This window comes from Novispirillum itersonii (assembly GCF_014205675.1).
Classification (GTDB): domain Bacteria; phylum Pseudomonadota; class Alphaproteobacteria; order Rhodospirillales; family Rhodospirillaceae; genus Novispirillum; species Novispirillum itersonii_A.
Window position 1 is genome coordinate 1 of sequence record NZ_JACIIX010000023.1, and the last position, 18,228, is coordinate 18,228.

The following is an 18,228-nucleotide window of genomic DNA, read 5'->3' on the forward strand; positions in this document are numbered from 1 at the left end:
CGTCGGCAGCATCTGCGATCTCTACTCTCCCGACGAATGCTGGAATTACCTCAAGCATGCAGGATATGTATCAGATTAAAGGCTCGATGCTCTAATCGACTAAAACGCTCTGGGCCGTGAGCCCGTGATGTTTGCGGGGGGGGCTTGTTGGGCGACGCCGGGCCCCGGGTTCCGGGGTCCGGCGGGCCTGTGTTTCAGGGATCGTTCAGATCAGGCGATAACCTGCAAGCGGCCATCGCGGCGGGCACCGGTTGACGGGGCGATGATGCCGGTTTCCCGGATCCGGGCGATGACCTCATTGCGATAGACCAGTCCGGTGTCGAGTTTGGGCAGTGCCTTGATGTCGAAGCTGACGATCTGACCGGGGACGCCGCCGCCAATCGGATTGCCGTTCCATGCCTCGCCGTACCCGCCTCCGGCGATATAGGTGTTCATGCCGATGCGGAACAGGCGGTCAGGATTTGCCCGCAGATCGATTTCCCCGATGCTGGCGTGCGGAACCGTTGCCTCTGCCACCGATGCCCCCAGCGCGATGGTGTAGCGCAGCCCGGCGGAGAAGTGCAGGAAGCCGCGGGACACATACTTGGTCACGTCAATTCCGCCGCCGGCCAATTCCTCCGGCCGGACGATCCGGCGGGCGTTCGAGGTCAGCATTGCCAGAATCTGCCGTCCGGTCATCTGGCAGATCAGAATGGAATCGGCAAACGGATTCACCTCGTAAACCTGCTGGAACGTCACCGGGCCGGATGTCGGCAGGCCCGCTGCCAGCCCCGTCGCATTGAACAGGGCGGCATCGACCTGTCCCCCGCCGGGGAAATGGCTGGACCGTTCCACCACGCTGTCCGTCAGGAAGTTGGCCAGAGCGCATTCCCCGACATACCGTTCGGCCTGAACGGCAGCCTCATCAATCGCCGGAGCTCCCTCAATGCGGCCGATGACGGCGGCCAGTCGGCTGTCCAGACGGGACAGAAGGGGCGCAATGACCTGTGCCTCAAAGGCGGTATCATAATCGGCTTCGGTTTCCAGTCCGACCGCTTTGGGGTCGCTGGCGGGGACCCGGTTGTCCCGTGCCTTGATGGTATGCAGGCGCGCCGACGGTGCTGCGACAGCCCCCGACGACCCGATGCGGAACACCGCTTCACCAAGGTGCGATCCATGGCCGCCAGCCTGTAGTACCGGAACACCACGAACCAGATTGCGGGCTTCCAGTCCATCGGCATTCAGCACCGTATGAGTGTGCCCGCCAATCACCACCGCAGGAGACTTTGCCAGATCGGCGGTGATCTCCGCCAACAGCAGATCGCCTTCCACAAGGGTCCGGTCGGCGCCTGCCTTGCCATCGTGGTTGCTGTCAAGACCATACCCGCAGTGAGACAGCACAACGGTAAAGTCCGCGGCGGCTGACAGGGCGGGCAGCAGGTGGCGCAGGGCTTTGGCCGGGCTGTCCACGGCAAGGGTGGGGTCTTCCTTGGTGCCAACCCGGCTGTCCACCGGGGTGGTCAGCCCGATGACCGCAATCCGCAGGCCATTCCGGACCCCGATCGCAGCGGGCATATAGTCCTGCCCCCATACAAGGGTGCGAGAACCATAGAGGTTGGACGACAGGACGGGGAACCGCGCATTCTGCCGCAACCCTTCCCGCAGGACGGCAGTGCCCCGATCCAATTCGTGGTTGCCCAGAGCGGCCATATCAATTCCGGCCGCCGAATAGGCAGTATAGCCGGGATCGATCAGAAATTCCTCCGGTGACCAGCCAATCAGTTCGTCAAACACCGACCCGGTGTGGTCATCGCCCCCGGACAGGGTCAGGATCACCTCATCCGCTGCCCGCCGGGCCCGCGCCTCGTCGATGATCTTCACCATCTGGGCAAACTTGTGGGTCGGCCCTTTGGTCTTGTGCGGCAGGGTCAGGTGGGTATGCAGGTCATTGAAATGGAAAATCCGCAGGGTCCGGCTCTCTCCGGCTTTGAGCATCGGGCCGGGCAGGGCCCCGCTCAGCGTCGTCACCGGGGCCGCCAGCGGGTTACCGGTAACCCAATACAGCTGGTCCAGTCCCCCGGTCGGATTGGGAGTTCCCGGGATTACACTCATTTCGCCCGGTCTGGCCGCAACAGCCAGGGCCGGCTTGAACGGAAACGCCCCCAGGCCTGCCCCCAGAACCGTCCCCACGGCGGTGGTTGCAGCAACCGCCGCCCCGCTGCGCAGCAGGGACCGACGGGAGAGGCCGATACGCTCTGTCATCACACAATGCTCCGGATTCTTCGATGCCCGGGATAGGGCTCGGCGCACTGTGGACTGACGGTTCGGGCGTTAACAATCACCGGGCCGTGATGTTTGTATTAAATATACATCGTTCATTTACAAATAATTCTGCGATTCCCTCCGACAGGAAGGCTGTCTCAGCCTCAGTCACCCTTGCGGAAGAACAGGGTGACCTGACCGATCTCCACCCCCCACTTGGTGACCCGGGCGCGGTTGATGATCACGTTGTCCGGTTGCAGGAACATCCAGTCGTTGAAGCGCACGCGCAGGGTGCCGTCCCCGACCTTCAGGTCCATTGTGTAGGCCCAGTTCAGGGCATTCCCGGCGGCTTCCCCGGCGGCCTGACCGACCACATCCCCGGCTTCCCCGAGATACTGGCCGTCCGCCGTCTTGCGGATGGTCCATACCCGGCGGTCGGTCTCGCCGTCGTTGTAGAGGAAGGCTTCGTCCAGAACCAGCCGCTCGCCGTTCCAGTCGCCGGTGATATCGACGGTGAACTGGCGGCGGACGGTGCCGAAACGGTCCTCGAACAGGCCCCAGGCCCGGGTCTTTCCGGCGAAATACTCTTCGAGGACCAGTTTTTGCGGGGCGGTGGCGAAGTCGGCGGGTTTCATGCTGGTGCACCCTGAAAGAAACAGCAGGACGGGAAAAAGCAGGGCAGTTAACCGGCGCATGGCGGTGTCTCCGGACGGGGGATGGTCATCTGCTGCCGCAGGGCCGCCTGACGCACCGCATCCAGCGGATAGCGGCGGATCAGCCCGGCGGCAGCCAGTTTCAGGGCCACCGGGACGGCGGCGTAGAGCAGGGGTAGCGCCAGCGGTGCCTGCCCGCTGCCGGGCCGGAATCCGGCCAGTTCCAGCAGCGGAAAGGACAGGCCCACCGCCAGTGCCAGTGCCAGCTTGCCGGTCAGGCTCCACAGGGCCACGTACAGTCCGGCCCGGCTGTCGCCGGTACGGGCGGTCTGCTCATCGGTAACATCGGCCAGCATGGCGGCGGGCAGGCACAGGTCGGCCCCCAGCCCGACCCCGGTCAGCAGGCAGAAGGCGATGAACAGCGGGCCGTCTCCGCTGCCCAGAAAGGCCACCGGCAGGAAAGCCAGCGCGGTCAACACCAGCGAGACCGACCACAGGCGGTGTTTCTCCCCTGTCCGCGCCAGCCGCAGCCACAGCGGCACCGACAGCACCCCGGTCAGCAGATAGGCCAGCAGCAGCGGGCCGGACAGATCCGGGGCGGCGAGACGGTCGCCGACAAACAGCAGGAACAGGGTGGCGGGCAGGGCATTGGCCAGCGCATTCAGGCCCTGTGCCGCCAGCAACCGGCGGAAGGGGCGGTTGTTCAGCAGCACCCGTAGGCCCCCGGTTCCGGCGATGGGGGCGGCGCGGATTTCCGGGACCGCCAGAACCGTCAGCCCGACAGAGACCGCCAGTAAAAGCACCAGCGGTGGATACAGAGTGCGCAGGGCATCGGCCACCGGCAGGGCCAGCACGGCAGGCAGGGCGAGGGCGGCGATCATGCCGCACAGGGCTGCGGCCTCCCGCCACCCGGCGATGCGGGTCCGCTCGCGGTAGTCAGGGCTGAGTTCCGTCCCCCACGCCTGATAGGGCACCAGCAGGGCGGTCAGGCCCAGATAGAACAGGGATGACCACAGGCCAAGATAGAGGGCTCCTGCCCCTGCCGGGGGGCGGAACAGGGCCCATCCGGCCACGGCCAGAAGCGGCAGGGCTGCCGCCATCCAGACCCGGCGGCGCAGGCGGCCCCGGTCACAGGCCAGCCCGATCAGCGGGTCAACCACCCCATCCACCAGCCGGGAGACCAGCAGGGCGGTTCCGGCAGCAGCCAGCCCGATCCCGCCGGCGTAGACCGTCGGCAGGTGGACATGGGCGGCAAGGCTGAGGGCGGCCAGAGGCAGCGCGGGCAGGGCATACGCGGTCAGGCGGGCCCGGGGCAGCATCAGGGGCGATCCAGAACCACGTGGCAGACATCAATGGCCCCGGTGCGGAACCCGGCCCGGCAATAGGCAATGTAAAAGTCCCACAGCCGCCGGAACCGGGCATCAAAGCCCAGCGGCGCGATGTCCGGCCAACTGGCGGCAAAGGCATCGCCCCACAGGGCCAGCGTCCGTTCGTAATCCATACCGAAACGGCGGCTGGTGGTCAGGCTCAGTCCGACTGCTCCGGCCTGCGCCGTCAGGGCGGCAGGGCTGGGCAGCATGCCACCGGGAAACACATAGCGCTGAATGAAGTCACAGCCGCTGCGGTAACTCTCGAAACGGTCATCGGCGATGGTGATGGCCTGAAGCCCGGCCTTGCCGCCGGGGGCCAGCCGGTCGCGCAGGGTGGAGAAATAGGTTGGCCACCAGCGTTCCCCGACCGCCTCGATCATCTCGATGGAGACAATGCGGTCAAAGGTGCCGACCGTGTCGCGGTAATCCTGAAGGCGGATCTCGACCCGGTCAGACAGACCGGCTTCGGCCATCCGCCGGGTGGCCCAGTCGTGCTGTTCCTGCGACAGGGTCAGGCAGGTGACGCGGGCACCGTAATCGCGGGCGGCGATTTCAGCAAACCCGCCCCAGCCGCAGCCGATTTCCAGCACGGTCATCCCCGGTTTCAGGCCGATATCGTCGGCCAGTGCCCGGTATTTGCGGTCCTGCGCCCGTTCCAGACCGGCCATGCCGGGGGCATCGCCGTCAGCAAACAGGGCGGCGGAATAGGTCATCGACGGATCCAGCCAGCGCCGGTAGAAGGCGTTGCCCAGATCGTAGTGGGCGGCAATGTTGCGGCGGCTGCCCCGGCGGCTGTTGTCGTTCAGCCGGTGCAGGATCCGGTGCAGCAGGCGCACCGGCAGACTGCCGGAAATGGCTTCGCCGCGGCTGCTGTCGTTCAGGTCCCCCAGTTCCAGCAGGGTGGTCAGGTCCGGGGTGTCCCAGTCCCCGTCCATGTAAGAGTCGGCAAAGCCGGTGGCTCCGCCGGTCAGGAACCGGCGCAGCGCCCGCACCCGGTGCAGGACCAGAACGGCGTGCGGCCCGGGTTCGGTGCCGGAAAACACCAGACGGTCCCCCGACGGACGCTCCCTTGACGGCAGGATCAGCTCCAGTGTCCCGGCGACCAGCCGGGGGGCGACGATCGCCCGCACCAGTCGGTCACCGTGGCGGGGCAGGGTAGCGAGAAACGGCCAGGCAAGGGTCCGGACGGTCATGGGGAACCTCGGTCGTTAATACGGATGAAATGGGACAGCAGGGTCAGGTCAGGGGCAGGATCAGCGGATCAGCGACAGAAACTCTTTGCGCAGGGCGGCATCGGTGCGGAAGGATCCCAGCATGCGGCTGGTTACCATCGACACCTCCGGCTTGTGAACGCCCCGGGTGGTCATGCACTGATGGGCGGCCTCAATCACCACCGCAACCCCTTTCGGCTGCAACACATCATTGATGGCGTTGGCAATCTGGGCCGTCAGCTTTTCCTGAATCTGGAGGCGGTGGGCATAGACATCGACCACCCGCGCCAGCTTGGAGATTCCGACGACGCGGCGGTCGGGCAGATAGGCGACATGGGCCTTGCCGATGATCGGGACCATATGGTGTTCGCAGTGCGATTCCAGCCGGATATCACGCAGCAGCACCATTTCGTCGTAGCCGTCGGTTTCCTCGAAGGTGCGCTGAAGGATGGCGACCGGATCGACGCTGTAACCGCTGAAAAATTCCTCGTAGGAGCGGGCCACCCGGTCCGGGGTGCCGAGCAGGCCTTCGCGGTCGGGATCATCCCCGGCCCACAGCAGCAGGGTGCGGACGGCGGCTTCCGCCTCAGCCCGGTCAGGACGGCGCAGGCCGGAGGCCGACGGAGTTTCGGGCACAATGGTGGGGGTGTTGGCGTTCATCAGCCGTCTCCGCAGTAAAAATGGGGGGAGGTTACAGGGTCAGGGGCCAGACAAAAATCAGGCTGGATCCGACAAGCAGGCTGAGGCGGGTGCGCAGGGCACCGTACCATGCGGGCAGCAGCCCGCTGGCAGTGGCGCGGCGGTCGCCGTCCCAGGCCAGAACAAAGCCTGCCAGAAGCAGGGGGACCCCGGCGGACGGCGGCAGCAGCAGGGCGGCCCAGCCGATCAGCGAGGGAATGACGGAGGCAAGAAGCCACAGGCTGCCGAGCGGGTCTTCCCGCGGGGTGGAGATGATCCGCCCCCAGTGGACAGCGCCGAGAAAGGACAGGATCACCGCACCATAAGCGGCAACGGCAGCCAGCATGGCCGGGCGGACGCCGCCAAAGCCGACCGTGGTGCTCAACCATGCCAGCCCGGCAAGCGCGACAAACGGAATCACTCCGGCATAGCCAAGAATGCGGGCGGCCTGTTCGCTCTGACGCAGGGAAAAGACTGTCATGACGTGCCTCCTTTCCTGTTGTTACGGCAGGGGGCGCGGATCGGATCAGTCTGTTCTGTCAGAGGAATAAAAAAGCGCTGCCGTCAGCAGGCGGCAGCGCTTTTGTCGGGTATCCCGGTGAAACGGGATCAGTCGATGGCGGCGGTGATGATGATTTCCACCTTATATTCCGGCGCGGCCAGCTTGGATTCACCGGTGGCGCGGGCCGGGGTGTGGCCCTGCGGAACCCAGGAATCCCACACCGCGTTCATGGCGGCGAAGTCGGCGATGTCGGCCAGCCAGATCTGGGCCATCAGGATCTTGGTCTTGTCGGTGCCGGCCTTGGCCAGCAGGGCATCAATGGCGGCCAGAACCTGCTTGGTCTGATCGGTGATGCTGGCACCCGGTTCGCCGACCTGGCCCGCCAGATAGACGGTGTTGCCGTGAATCACGGCTTCGGACATGCGCGGGCCGACATCGATACGGGTAATAGCCATGGGAGTCCTCGCTGGAACGGGAAAAACGGAGTCGACCCGCGGGGTTCCGCCGGGTCAGCCACAGGTTTAATCGTCCCGGCGGCCCGGCACAAGCCGTAGTTGGATCCAATGTTCCTGATGCGGTCGAGGTGTGGCGGTGCAGTGCAACAATAACCTGTCCATCGTATCATGATTCATGCGGGTGAGATGGTCAGCTTTTCATCCTCTAATATATTGAATATAATCAGTATATTTTTGCTTTCTCGAAACTTTTGTGATCCGACCATCCTGATTTTGTGGGTATGACCGGAGAGATATGGTTCACTTTTTTCTGGAATGGCTCAAAAAATGAATTATATTTATTCCAGAGAGCGAGCCTGCCGGAGAGCAGGTGTATCTGCGGATTGCCCGGTTGAGCCGGGGCCGTATGACCCGAGGGAGACCCAAGGTGAGCCAGACCGTCGCCGACACTGCCGAGACCCCCGTCAGCCTTGACCGGCGGTTTCAGGACTGGATTGATGCCGAGCGGAAAATTGAGCCACGGGACTGGATGCCCGAGGCCTACCGCCGCACCCTGATCCGTCAGATTTCGCAGCATGCCCATTCCGAGATCATCGGCATGCAGCCGGAGGGCAACTGGATCACCCGCGCCCCCAGCCTGCGCCGCAAGGTCGCCCTGATCGCCAAGGTGCAGGACGAGGCCGGACATGGCCTGTACCTGTACAGCGCCGCCGAGACCCTTGGTGCCTCGCGCGATGACATGGTGGCCGACCTGCTGAGCGGGAAGGCCAAGTATTCGTCGATCTTCAACTATCCGACCCCGAGCTGGGCCGATATCGGTGCCATCGGCTGGCTGGTTGACGGGGCGGCAATCTGCAATCAGGTGCCGCTGTGCCGCACCTCCTACGGCCCCTATGCCCGCGCCATGGTCCGCGTCTGTAAGGAAGAAAGCTTCCATCAGCGGCAGGGCTACGAAATCATGATGGCGCTGGCTCAGGGCACGCCGGAGCAGAAGCAGATGGCGCAGGAGGCCCTGAACCGCTGGTGGATCCCGTCGCTGCTGATGTTCGGGCCGCCGGATGATCAGTCGCCGAATTCCGCCCAGTCGATGAAGTGGAAGATCAAGCGTCATTCCAACGATGACCTGCGGCAGCGCTTTGTCGATATGACCGTGCCGCAGGCGGAATTCCTCGGCCTGACCCTGCCGGACCCGGATCTGAAGTGGAATGAAGAGCGTGGCCATTACGATTTCGGCGCGCTGCCGTGGGACGAATTTCAGGCGGTGCTGAAGGGCCATGGCCCCTGTAACCGCCAGCGCATGGCCTTCCGCAACAAGACCTTTGCCGATGGAGCGTGGGTGCGCGAGGCCGCCAGCGCCTATGCCGAAAAGCAGAAGGCCCGTCAGGCCGCCGCCGTCAAGGCCGCGTAATCCCCACCGGACCAGAGATCAGGGCCCGGTTCTGCCGGACCGACAGGATATATCGAGGATACCATGAGCAAAGTGAACTGGCCGCTGTGGGAAGTGTTCGTGCGCGGCAAGGCCGGGCTGTCCCATAAGCATGTCGGCAGCGTCCACGCCGCCGATGCCGAAATGGCGATTGCCAATGCGCGCGATCTGTATACCCGCCGCAGCGAAGGCGTCAGCCTGTGGGTGGTTCCGGCCAGCGCCATTGTCGCTTCCGACCCGGCGGACAAGGACAGCCTGTTTGAACCGGCGGATGACAAGGTTTACCGCCATCCGACCTTCTATGACATCCCCGACGACGTCGGGCATATGTAAGGGGCCGGAGGAATGACTGCCGCACACACCGAAGACCTGTTCCGCTACGCCCTGCGTCTGGGCGATGACAGCCTGATCCTTGGCCAGCGTCTGGGCGAATGGTGCGCCCGGTCGCCGGAAATGGAGCTGGACATTGCCCTGATGAACACCTCGCTCGATCTGTTCGGGCGGGCCCGCACCTTCCTGACCTATGCCGGGGAGGTGGAGGGCAAAGGCCGGGATGAGGATGCCCTTGCCTTCCTGCGCGATGTCGGCGGTTTCAGCAACGCGCTGCTGGTGGAACAGCCGAATGGCGATTACGCCTGTACCATCGCCCGCCAGTTTCTGTTTGATGCCTTTGACGTGGCGTTCATGGCGGCCCTGACCCGGTCGTCGGATGCCACACTGGCCGCCGTGGCCGCCAAGGCGGTGAAGGAAAGCACCTATCACCTGCGCTTCAGCCGCGACTGGCTGGTGCGGCTGGGGGATGGTACCGCCGAAAGCCATGACCGCATGCAGGCCGGGCTGGAAGAGATGTGGCCGTTCCTGCATGAGCTGTTTGAGATGGACGCGGCGGAACAGCGGCTGGTCGCGGCCGGAGTGGCGGTGGACCGCGAAGCCCTGCGGGCCGGGGTTGAGGCCCGGATTGACGAAGCCCTGACCGAGGCCACGCTGACCCGCCCGGTGGATGGCTGGCAGCCGGTCGGCGGACGGCGCGGTGACCACAGTGAACACCTTGGTTTCCTGCTGGCGGAAATGCAGTGGATGCAGCGCGCCTACCCGGGCAGCCAATGGTGACGCCGGTCCTCAGCGGGGATCAGGTCGCCCTTGACCGGGCGTGGCAGGCGCTGTGCGCGGTGCCGGACCCGGAAATTCCGCTGCTGTCGATCGTCGATCTCGGCGTGGTGCGGGCGGTGGCGGCAGAGGGGACCCGGGTCAGCGCCGACCTGACCCCGACCTATTCCGGCTGTCCGGCGGTGTCGGTGATCGAGCTGGATGCGGAGACCGCCCTGCGCTCCGCCGGGTTTGCCGAGGTGGTGATCCGGCGGGTGCTGGCCCCGGCGTGGACCACCGACTGGATCACCGAGACCGGTCGGCAGCGCCTGCGTGAAGCCGGGATTGCCCCGCCGGAAGGCAGCGGGCGTTCTGCCCTGCTGGGCCATCCGGCGCAGGTGACCTGCCCGCACTGCGGATCGGCCCAGACCGAACAACTGTCGGAGTTTGGCTCCACCGCCTGCAAGGCGCTGTGGCGCTGCCGCGACTGCCGCGAGCCCTTCGACTATTTCAAGTGCATCTGACAGCAAGGATTGCTGGATCATGGCCCATTTTCATGCCCTGCGGGTGCAGAGCGTCCGTCCCGAAACCGAAGACGCGGTGTCGATCGTTTTTGATGTTCCGGCGGATCTGGCGGATCAGTTCCGCTACGTTCCGGGGCAATACCTGACCCTGCGCCGTGAGTTCGACGGGGCCGATGTCCGCCGCAGCTATTCTATCTGTTCCGGGGCCGATGACGGCGAGCTGCGGGTGGCGGTCAAGGCGATTCCGGGCGGGGTGTTTTCCACCTGGGCCACCACCCAACTGAAGGCCGGGGATACCGTGCAGGTGATGGAACCGGCCGGACGCTTTGGTATCACCCCGGATCCGCTGCGGGCGGCCTCTTATGTGCTGTTTGCCGCCGGGTCGGGGATTACCCCGGTGCTGGCGATCCTGAAGTCCCTGCTGTCGCGGGAGCCGGGCAGCGATGTCACCCTGTTCTATGGCAACCGCAACAGCCAGAGCATCATGTTCCGCGAGGAACTGGAAGACCTGAAGAACCGCTACATGGGGCGGCTGCGGGTGTTCCATGTGCTGTCGCGGGAGCGGCAGGAGGTGGATCTGTTCAATGGCCGGATCGACCGCGCCAAGGTGGCGGAGCTGCTGAGGGTGCTGCTTGATGCCCCGGCGGTGGAGGGGTTTTACCTCTGCGGGCCGGAAGGGATGGTCGAGGATGTGAAGGCGGCACTGGCCGGTGGCGGGGTTGAGGCCGGGCGGATTCATGCCGAGCTGTTCACCGCCCCCGGCGCATCGAAGGTGGCCGGTGGGCCGACGCGGGAGGAAACCCGCCGGAAGGCGGCGGCCTCCGGCGCGGTGTCGCATGTCACCGTCATCATGGATGGCGACCGCTGGGACTTTGACATGCCGCGCGGCGATTATGTGCTGGATGCCGGGCAGGATGCCGGGCTGGATCTGCCGTTCGCCTGCAAGGGCGGGGTCTGCGCCACCTGCCGCGCCAAAGTGGTGGAAGGGCAGGCGGTGATGGATCAGAACTGGGGGCTGGAGCCGGAAGAGGTGGAGGCGGGTTATGTGCTGACCTGCCAGACCCGCCCGGCGTCTGAGCGGATGGTGGTGGACTTCGACCAGCCTTAAGGGCCGGTCGGGGAGCACCGGGGAGACTCTGGCAGGGTCTGTTTTTCAGTCCGTCCGCCACCACGCCCGCCCACGGTGCGGGGCCGTCAGGTCCAGACGTTCCCCCATCATCGGGGTGGTCAGGGCGATGCCGTGCTGATCGGCCAGTGTCGCCACCCGCTCGAACGGATCCTGCCAGCCGTGCAGGGCGAGCGAAAAGGTGCCGTTGTGGATCGGCAGGAGCCAGCGGCCGCGCAGATCGTGGTGGGCCTGTACGGTCTGGTCCGGGTGCATGTGGACGTAAGGCCAGCGCACGTCATAGGCCCCGGTTTCCAGCATCGTCAGATCAAACGGTCCAAACTGGCGGCCGATGGCGGTAAAGCCATCGAAATATCCGCTGTCGCCGCTGAAGAACAGGCGGTGACGGCCAGTCTCGATCACCCAGGAACACCACAGGGTGCGGTTGCCGTCTTTCAGGCTGCGGCCGGAAAAGTGCTGGGCCGGGGTGGCGGTCAGGCGCAGACCCCCGGTGGTGATCCCCTGTCCCCAGTCGAACTGTCTGACTCTCTCCGCCGCGATACCCCAGCCGGTCAGGCGGTCCCCCACCCCCAGCGGACACAGGAACAGATCGGTAATCCGGGCCAGCGCCGTCACGGCGGCATGGTCCAGATGGTCATAATGGTCATGCGACAGAATGACCCCGCGCAGGGGAGGCAGATCGGTCAGGGTGACCGGCGGGGCGTGAAACCGCTTCGGCCCCATGAACTGCACCGGAAACGCGCGCTCACAGAACACCGGGTCGGTCAGCCACCAGCCACCGTTCAGCTTCATCAGAATGGTGGAGTGACCCAGCCGGTACAGGCTGGCGTCGGGGGCGGCGTCCAGATCGGCGCGGGTCAGGGGCTGGACCGGGATGGGCCGGTCCGGGCGGGTTTCCGGCGGTGGATTGAACAGCAGCGTCCAGATCAGTTTCAGGTCCGGCCCGCCGGAAACAGAGGGCGGGCGCGGCGTGGTATTGGTGAACCGGCCGTCAGCGGTGCGCGGGGCCGGGCGGATGTCTGTCACAGGGGCGGTTCCGGTCTGGGAGAACAACCCCCTTGATATGGGGATGCCGCCTGCCCCGGCGAAAGGGGGGAACGCTCAGCCGCGCCGTTCTGCCAGCAGGCGCAGGCCGAAGGCAATCAGCACGCTGCCGGTGAGGCCATCCAGACCCCGCAGCACCGCCGGGCGGCGCAGCAGCGCCGACAGCGGGCGGGTGGCCAGCGTCAGCGCGGCGAACCACAGCAGGCTGAGCAGCCCGTGAATCCCGGCCAGAAGGACGCTGAAGCCGATGGACGGCAGACCGGTGGCCATGTCGGCGGGCAGGAACTGCGGCAGGAAGCTGACGTAAAACACCCCGACCTTCGGGTTGAGGACATTGGTGACCAGCCCACGCCAGAACCAGTTGACGCGGGTGGCCGGGGCGACGGTTTCCGCCACCGGCAGGGCCGCCGACCGCCGCAGAGCCGTGCGTAGCATCTGGGCCCCCAGCCACAGCAGATAGACCGCCCCGGCGATCTGAATGCCCCGGTAGGCGAGTTCCGATACCGCCAGCACCGCGCCGAGTCCGAGGGCGGCGATCAGGCCCCATACCAGAACGCCGAGGGTGATCCCGGTTCCTGCCAGCAGGGCCTGACGCGGCCCCTCAACCGCTGCGGTGCGCAGCACCAGTGCGGTGTCGAGGCCGGGGGTGACGGTCAGCAGCCCGGCAGCGAGGGTAAAGGCCATAACGGCGGACAGGGGGTCCATGACAGGTCTCCGGCACCGGCGGATCTGGGGGAAGCCTGATCTGGCCGGAGGGGGAACCCGGTGTCAAGGGATGCGGTGTCAGGGGATCCGGTGTCAGGGGATGCTGCGGGTGACTCATGCCGCGCCCTCCCGTCCCGTCCCGGACACACCGGCCGCCTGAGCGCAGCGGTCGTGGGCCTTGCGGATGATGCCGCAGACCGAGGCCCGCGACAGACGGTGGCTGTCGGCGATGTCTTTCTGGGGGATGCCATCCAGCCGGTGCAGCAGAAAAATCCGCCGGTCCCGGTCGGGCAGGCCCCGCAGTTCCCGGGCAACCCGGCGCAGCCCATCGTTCGACACCAGCCGGGTTTCGGCGGTGGCGGTCTGGCAGGGCGGAGTGATGTCGGGATCATCGAGGGACGCAAACAGCGTCCGTTCCAGGGTGCAGCGCCGACAGCGGTCAATCGCCAGATTGCTGACCATCCGGCGGATATAGGCATCGGTGATGCCATCGGCTTCTTTGGCTGGAGTCTGGAGCAGCTTCAGGAAAACGTCCTGAACCACATCTTCGGCGCGGTAGGGGCAGCCGGTCCGGCGGCGGGCGATGCGCAGCAGTGTCGGGCGCAGGCGGGCGGCACGGTCCAGCAGCGGGGCGCAGGCAGCGTTACGCGAGCGATCGGTGGCCATCATGACGTCGGAACCCGGATGCAGTCAGAACGAAGGCGTGGCTGGCGGTCCGGGACAGGCTTCGGAAGGTCATGATCTTTACATCCTGAAAGAGTGATGAATGGGTTTTAGCCCGCATAGGGAACTGCCGGGCCGGGCGAACTCTACGCACAGCTGTCGGGAAGATTCAATAATGAAAATCATTCTCATTTATTGAATTGTTGACGCCGTCGCTCGTCAGAACAGGGAACAACTTTTCTCCCAACGGATTACGACGAGGTGACCCGGATGTCTCCGACCCTGCCCCCTCCTTCCTCCCGTCAGGCCCGCCGGATGCGGCCGCTTTTTCAGGCCCTTCTGGCCGGGACCAGCGCTGTTGCCCTGTCTGCCCCGGTGGCGCTGGCGCAGCAGGCCCCTGCCCAGCTGGCACCCCTGTCGGTGACCGGGACGGCGGTGACCGGGGATGACAGCACCACATGGGTGGCGACGGAAGGCAGCACCGGGACCAAGACCAAGGTGCCGGTGACGGAAGTGCCGCAGGCGGTCACGGTGATCACCCAGAAGGAGCTGGAAACCCGTGGGCCGACCGATCTGGAAGGGGCGGTGGCCTATACCGCCGGGGTCTTTGCCGATGCCTGGGGGCAGGATGACCGCTTCCAGCAGTTCGTGATCCGTGGCTTTGACCATGGTCAGCGCGGTGTTTACCGCGATGGTCTGTCAGAACGGTCGCTGACCGACTTTACCCTTGCCCGTATTGATCCGTTCATGCTGGAACGGCTGGAAGTGTTCAAGGGCTCCACCTCCACCCTGTTCGGACTGAACAAGCCGGGCGGGATGATCAATGCCACCACCAAGCGCCCGACCACGGACCCGCTGCACGAGCTGAGCATCGGCTATGGCAGCTTCAACACCAAGCAGGCGACGGCGGATCTCGGCGGTAAAATTGAGGGCACCGACTTCTCCTACCGCCTGACCGCGCTGGGCCGGGATGGTGAGACGCAGGTGAAGGACAGCGAAAACAACCGCGCCGTCTTTGCCCCGGCCATCACCTGGGCACCCAATGACCGCACCAAGGTGACGGTGCTGTCGCAGTACCAGAAGGTGGAAAGCATGTCCCCCTTCGGGGTGCCGCAGGCTCTGGTCGGGCGGATCGGGCGTGATGTCCAGCTGGGTGATTCCAAATATGATACCTTCGAGACCGAGCAGGCCAGCATCGGGTACGAGGTGGGCCACCGCTTCAATGATGCGTGGGCGGTCCATCAGGGGGCGCGCTTCAGCTACATCAATTCCGATTCCATGGCGCTGGCCCTGACGAGCTACGATGCCGGAACCGATCAGATGGACCGCTATTACTTCGGGATCGACGGTCAGACCCGCTCGCTGGCGCTGGATACCAATGTCACCCATGACTGGGCCGGCAAGGGGCTGAAAAATCAGGCGCTGGTCGGGATTGATTACCGGATTGCCTCCGGCACTGAACGGACCTGGCGCGGCAACGTCAATTCCGTCTTCAATGTCTCGGCCACCGGCAGCGGGGCCGCCGCTGGCAGCCTCCAGGCGGCAACGATCTCTGACCAGTACGTCAAGGCCCGCCAGAGCAGCGTCGGCCTGTACGGGCAGAACCAGCTGAAGGTGGATGACCACTGGCTGCTGACCCTCGGCGGGCGGTACGATGCGGTGCGGACCAACGTTTCGGCGGTGGATTATGCCAGCGGCTCCCGGCCGTCTGACACCATTTCCGATTCTGCCTTCAGTGGCCGGGCCGGGCTGTCGTATCTGTTCAGCAATGGCTTCGCCCCTTATGTCAGCTATTCGGAATCCTTCGATCCGGTGACGGTGGCGGCGCTGTATGGCTACCGCGATGTGTCGGGCAATCCGCTGAAGGCAGAGCCGACCAAGGGCCGCCAGTACGAGGCGGGGATCAAATATGCGCCGCCGTCCAGCAACACGCTGGTGACGCTGGCCGCCTATGATCTGACCCAGACCAACGTGGTGTCGTCCGATCCGGTGTCCGGGCGCTATAACCAGACCGGCGAAATCAACATCAAGGGTCTGGAGCTGGAAGGCCGGACGCAGGTGCTGCCGGGCGTGACCGCCATGGCAAGCTATACGTTCCAGCATGGCGAGGTCACCAAGGACAACGATGCCTCAAAGGTCGGGGCCCGTCCGGATCTGGTGCCGCAGCATATGGTGTCCGGCTGGCTGGATTATGACGTCGGCACGGCTGTCAGCGCCCTGAAGGGGCTGTCTGTCGGCGGCGGTGGCCGTTTTGTCGGCAACAACGTCAATCTGAATGCCAGTGGCCTGAAAGATACCAACAAGAGCTATGCCGTCTATGACGCTGCGGTCCATTATCAGGTGCAGGAAAACGTCAAGCTGTCGCTGACCGCCAGCAACCTGTTTGATAAGGAATACACCACCACCTGCTATTACGGCACCTGCTACTACGGGGATGGCCGGACGGTGATGTCGTCGCTGACCCTGAGCTGGTAATCCGGTCAGGAGACACAGAAACCCCCGCCGGATCGCTCCGGCGGGGGTTTTCTTTCGGGGAAACAGCGGTGTCTCAGATCCGGGCGGCTGTCAGGGCGGTGGACAGGTCCTCCCACAGGCTTTCCACCGGTTCCAGCCCGACCGCCAGCCGGATCAGGCGCGGACTGATCCCGAAGCGGGAGAAGGGATTGGGCACGGTGGACGGAGTGGCCGGCACCGCCACCTTCAGGGGGACCAGCAGGCTTTCCGGTCCGCCCCAGCTGACCCCCAGCCGGATATGGCGCAGGGCATTGGCAAAACGCGGGACATCAATGGCCGGGCTGACCTCAAAAGAAAACACCCCGCCGAAACCGGTCAGGCTGCGGTTGGCTCCGCCGGGGCGCAGGCCGGGGTGGAACACCTGTTCCACGTCATCATGGGCGGCAAGGCGGGCGGCAATCTCCAGCCCGCCCGCCATGTGCAGCGGCATCCGCAGTGGCAGGCTGCGCAGGCCCCGGGTCAGCAGAAAGGCCTCGAACGGTGACAGTTTGGCCCCGAGGTAGGGATAGGTCAGGCCGTTGATGCGGTCGATCAGCTCCTTGCGGCCGACCACCACCCCGGCGACGGTGTCGCTGTAGCCGCCGAGGTATTTGGAAGCGGCATGGATCACCAGATCCACCCCATGGCGCACCGGCTGCTGGTACAGCGGGGTGGCCCACGAATTGTCGATGGCGGTGATCACACCGTGCTGCCGCGCCAGTGCGGTCAGGGCTGACAGGTCCTGTTCCTCAAATGTCAGGGTGGTGGGGTTTTCCAGATACAGCAGTCTGGCCCCGGGCAGGGCGGCGGCGACCGCCTCCGGATCGGTGCCGTCGATGTAATCGAAGCGGACCCCCAGCGGCACCAGAAGTTTCTCAAACAGCTTGAAGGCGTCGCCATAGACATTGCGGACCGTCACCACGCGGTCTCCGGCCTGAACAAAGGCCATCACCACGGCGGCGATGGCGGCCATGCCGCTGGAAAAGGCCCGCCCGGCCTCGGCCCCTTCCAGCGCGGCGGTCAGGCTTTCGAATTCCATGACCGTCGGGTTGTCCCCCCGGCTGTAGACCAGACGCGGCTCTCCGGCGAAGACGGCGGCCATGTCCTCGTAGGTGTCAAAGCTGAACAGCGAGGTCTGGAAGATCGGCGGGGCGGCGGCGTTGGTGGCGTAGTCGGTGCGGGCAAACAGGATTTCCCGCGCGGCGGTGAAATCCGGGTGCGGAAGAGGGGGAGACAGATGGGTCATGGGGATATCCGGGGAGTGTGGACGAAAAACAGGGCGAGGAGGGACCGCCTTATCCCTTCAGCATCTCGGCATGGGTCAGCGGGCAGTTGCCGCAGTTGCCCAGCTCCGGCAGGCGGTTGCGCAGGCAGCAGACCGTGCGGATCCGCTGGTCTTCGACATAGGCGACCGGGCGGTACAGCGGGTTGGGATGATCAGGCGACAGGCGTTCCTGCGCGAACAGGTCCAGCGCCGGGCGTAGCCGGGCCGACAGGGCCGGGGCTTCCTTCGCCTGTTCGGTCAGGCCCCATTCCAGCACGTTGCCGACACTGTTCCACAGCACCCGCCGCGACAGGCGGGTGGCCCGGTGCAGGCTGTCCAGCAGGGGCGCAATCACTGTCTCGAAGGCGGCAAGGTCGGTGGGGACAGCCGGGGCGGCACAGGCGATGTCAAAGCGTTCCGGCAGACCGTCTGCCGACAGATGCATCCGCCACAGCGCCGGATCAGCGGCCGCCGGGGCATCGGCGGTCAGCACCGCAATCGCCAGCGGCGGCAGCAGGACGCCGAAGAAATACTGCGCCCAGATCGAGGCCAGACCCCGGCGGTCGGTCCCTTCCGTATGCGTGGCGGCGTAGCGGTCGATCAGGGCGTTGATGACATCGGGATCCAGCAGGTGATCGGCCGGGATGCAGGTGGCGGTCTGCTCCGGCAGGGCGGCGGGGGCGCAGAACCGCACGGTGCGGCAGCCGGACAGGTATCCGGTCATCCGCTGGTCCAGCATCAGGTTGAGGGTCTCGGGCTGGCTGGTGCAGGCAGGCTGCATGGCTGG

18 protein-coding genes are annotated in these 18,228 nt (G+C 65.4%); 6 read left to right on the forward strand and 12 right to left on the reverse strand.

The features are described from left to right. Positions 1-210: 210 nt before the first annotated feature. The 7 genes from FHS48_RS19040 to FHS48_RS19070 form a co-directional block, all read right to left on the reverse strand. Positions 211-2,241 carry a bifunctional metallophosphatase/5'-nucleotidase gene (locus FHS48_RS19040; protein ID WP_184266266.1) on the reverse strand — a complete coding sequence of 677 codons (2,031 nt, stop codon included), beginning with the start codon at positions 2,239-2,241 and terminating at the stop codon, positions 211-213. 164 nt (positions 2,242-2,405) lie between these two features. Beyond that, positions 2,406-2,936 (reverse strand): DUF3833 domain-containing protein, encoded by a 531-nt coding sequence (locus tag FHS48_RS19045; RefSeq protein WP_184266269.1) that lies wholly within the window; start codon positions 2,934-2,936, stop codon positions 2,406-2,408. Further along, a complete protein-coding gene (locus FHS48_RS19050; protein ID WP_184266272.1) occupies positions 2,924-4,213 on the reverse strand; it encodes an MFS transporter in 1,290 nt (429 codons plus the stop codon). The genes FHS48_RS19045 and FHS48_RS19050 overlap by 13 nt, the downstream gene beginning before the upstream one ends. Continuing rightward, positions 4,213-5,457 carry an SAM-dependent methyltransferase gene (locus tag FHS48_RS19055; protein ID WP_184266275.1) on the reverse strand — a complete coding sequence of 415 codons (1,245 nt, stop codon included), beginning with the start codon at positions 5,455-5,457 and terminating at the stop codon, positions 4,213-4,215. The genes FHS48_RS19050 and FHS48_RS19055 overlap by 1 nt, the downstream gene beginning before the upstream one ends. 60 nt (positions 5,458-5,517) lie before the next feature. Continuing rightward, positions 5,518-6,135, reverse strand: coding sequence for a GTP cyclohydrolase I FolE (gene folE / locus FHS48_RS19060; RefSeq protein WP_184266278.1), 618 nt, complete (start codon positions 6,133-6,135; stop codon positions 5,518-5,520). Positions 6,136-6,166: 31 nt separating this feature from the next. Further along, positions 6,167-6,634 (reverse strand): DUF3429 domain-containing protein, encoded by a 468-nt coding sequence (locus FHS48_RS19065; protein ID WP_184266281.1) that lies wholly within the window; start codon positions 6,632-6,634, stop codon positions 6,167-6,169. Positions 6,635-6,762: 128 nt separating this feature from the next. Next, positions 6,763-7,110 carry a RidA family protein gene (locus FHS48_RS19070; protein WP_184266284.1) on the reverse strand — a complete coding sequence of 116 codons (348 nt, stop codon included), beginning with the start codon at positions 7,108-7,110 and terminating at the stop codon, positions 6,763-6,765. 427 nt (positions 7,111-7,537) lie between these two features. Here FHS48_RS19070 and paaA point away from each other — a divergent pair, with 427 nt between their 5' ends. The 5 genes from paaA (at position 7,538) to paaE (ending at position 11,254) form a co-directional block, all read left to right on the forward strand. Continuing rightward, positions 7,538-8,518: a 1,2-phenylacetyl-CoA epoxidase subunit PaaA gene (paaA, locus tag FHS48_RS19075; RefSeq protein WP_184266287.1), complete on the forward strand. Its 981-nt coding sequence runs from the start codon at positions 7,538-7,540 to the stop codon at positions 8,516-8,518. Between the two features lie 63 nt (positions 8,519-8,581). Next, entirely contained in the window at positions 8,582-8,869 is a 288-nt protein-coding gene (gene paaB, locus FHS48_RS19080) for a 1,2-phenylacetyl-CoA epoxidase subunit PaaB (protein ID WP_184266290.1), read from the forward strand. A gap of 12 nt (positions 8,870-8,881) precedes the next feature. Continuing rightward, positions 8,882-9,646: a 1,2-phenylacetyl-CoA epoxidase subunit PaaC gene (gene paaC, locus FHS48_RS19085; RefSeq protein WP_184266292.1), complete on the forward strand. Its 765-nt coding sequence runs from the start codon at positions 8,882-8,884 to the stop codon at positions 9,644-9,646. After that, a complete protein-coding gene (paaD, locus tag FHS48_RS19090; protein ID WP_184266295.1) occupies positions 9,640-10,146 on the forward strand; it encodes a 1,2-phenylacetyl-CoA epoxidase subunit PaaD in 507 nt (168 codons plus the stop codon). Before paaC ends, paaD begins: the two co-directional genes overlap by 7 nt. A 19-nt stretch (positions 10,147-10,165) precedes the next feature. Beyond that, positions 10,166-11,254 (forward strand): 1,2-phenylacetyl-CoA epoxidase subunit PaaE, encoded by a 1,089-nt coding sequence (paaE, locus tag FHS48_RS19095; protein ID WP_184266298.1) that lies wholly within the window; start codon positions 10,166-10,168, stop codon positions 11,252-11,254. A gap of 45 nt (positions 11,255-11,299) precedes the next feature. Here paaE and FHS48_RS19100 read toward each other — a convergent pair whose 3' ends face one another. From FHS48_RS19100 to FHS48_RS19110, 3 genes are all read right to left on the reverse strand, one after another. Next, positions 11,300-12,298: an MBL fold metallo-hydrolase gene (locus FHS48_RS19100; RefSeq protein WP_184266301.1), complete on the reverse strand. Its 999-nt coding sequence runs from the start codon at positions 12,296-12,298 to the stop codon at positions 11,300-11,302. A gap of 75 nt (positions 12,299-12,373) precedes the next feature. After that, a complete protein-coding gene (locus tag FHS48_RS19105; protein WP_184266305.1) occupies positions 12,374-13,021 on the reverse strand; it encodes a LysE family translocator in 648 nt (215 codons plus the stop codon). 114 nt (positions 13,022-13,135) lie between these two features. Then, complete coding sequence (locus FHS48_RS19110) at positions 13,136-13,690, reverse strand: sigma-70 family RNA polymerase sigma factor (protein ID WP_184266308.1); 555 nt, start codon at positions 13,688-13,690, stop codon at positions 13,136-13,138. 264 nt (positions 13,691-13,954) lie between these two features. On the opposite strand from FHS48_RS19110, the gene FHS48_RS19115 reads away from it, so the two are divergent. Beyond that, the gene (locus FHS48_RS19115) at positions 13,955-16,159 is read left to right on the forward strand and encodes a TonB-dependent siderophore receptor (RefSeq protein ID WP_260402598.1); all 2,205 of its coding nucleotides are present in this window, start codon (positions 13,955-13,957) and stop codon (positions 16,157-16,159) included. Positions 16,160-16,232: 73 nt separating this feature from the next. Here the strand turns inward: FHS48_RS19115 and FHS48_RS19120 are convergent, their stop codons facing one another. After that, a complete protein-coding gene (locus FHS48_RS19120) occupies positions 16,233-17,423 on the reverse strand; it encodes a PLP-dependent transferase (protein WP_184266314.1) in 1,191 nt (396 codons plus the stop codon). Between the two features lie 49 nt (positions 17,424-17,472). Continuing rightward, the gene (gene fhuF, locus FHS48_RS19125) at positions 17,473-18,222 is read right to left on the reverse strand and encodes a siderophore-iron reductase FhuF (protein ID WP_184266317.1); all 750 of its coding nucleotides are present in this window, start codon (positions 18,220-18,222) and stop codon (positions 17,473-17,475) included. Positions 18,223-18,228: the final 6 nt, after the last annotated feature.